Annotated in this window: 1 rRNA gene; it reads right to left on the bottom strand. The window is 48.3% G+C overall.

Going from position 1 to position 1,041, the window contains the following annotated elements:
- A 23S ribosomal RNA gene (locus tag BLP50_RS14200) occupies positions 1 to 1,041 on the bottom strand; the annotation flags it as partial.

The following is a 1,041-nucleotide window of genomic DNA, read 5'->3' as shown; positions in this document are numbered from 1 at the left end:
ATGAATCCTAAGCTTCGGTGTTGTGTTTTAGCCCCGGACATTTTCGGCGCAGGACCTCTCGACTAGTGAGCTGTTACGCACTCTTTGAATGTATGGCTGCTTCTGAGCCAACATCCTAGTTGTCTATGAAATCCCACATCCTTTACCACTTAACACACACTTTGGGACCTTAGCTGTAGGTCTGGGCTGTTTCCCTTTTGACTATCCAACTTATCTCGTATAGTCTGACTCCCGTACATCGGCTATCTGGCATTCGGAGTTTGATATCTCTTGGTAAGCTTTGACGCCCCCTTAAGAATTCAGTGCTCTACCTCCAGTAGTCTAATACGAGGCTAGCCCTAAAGCTATTTCGAGGAGAACCAGCTATCTCCGGGTTCGATTGGAATTTCTCCGCTATCCACACCTCATGCCCACCCTTTTCAACGGATGTGGCTTCGGCCCTCCATTTCCTTTTACGGAAACTTCAGCCTGGACATGGATAGGTCACCCGGTTTCGGGTCTACAATCACTGACTAATCGCCCTATTCAGACTTGGTATCCCTTCGGCTCCACACCTTTAGTGCTTAACCTTGCCAGTAATCGTAACTCGCCGGACCGTTCTACAAAAAGTACGCCGTTCCTCATATAAAGAGGTTCGACAGCTTGTAAACACAGGGTTTCAGGTTCTCTTTCACTCCCCTCCCGGGGTTCTTTTCACCTTTCCTTCACAGTACTATGCGCTATCGGTCACTAAGAAGTATTTAGGGTTACGGGGTGGTCCCCGCGCGTTCAGACAAGGTTTCACGTGTCTCGTCCTACTCTGGATACCGCCATGTCAATCGTCTTTTCGCTTACGAGGCTTTCACTCTCTTTGGCTGGCTTTCCCAAAACCATTCTGCTAAAACTCTTGAATCAATTATGCGGTCCGAACCCCGAAATGCACGCATCTCGGTTTGCCCTCTTTCCATTTCGCTCGCCGCTACTTTGGAAATCGATTTTTCTTTCTCTTCCTCCGGCTACTTAGATGTTTCAGTTCACCGGGTTCCCTTCCATACGTTATGT

This window comes from Pseudobutyrivibrio sp. AR14, assembly GCF_900101325.1.
Classification (GTDB): Bacteria; Bacillota; Clostridia; order Lachnospirales; family Lachnospiraceae; genus Pseudobutyrivibrio.
Note: the sequence above shows the minus strand (reverse complement) of the source record. Positions and strands in the feature narration are given on the sequence as shown.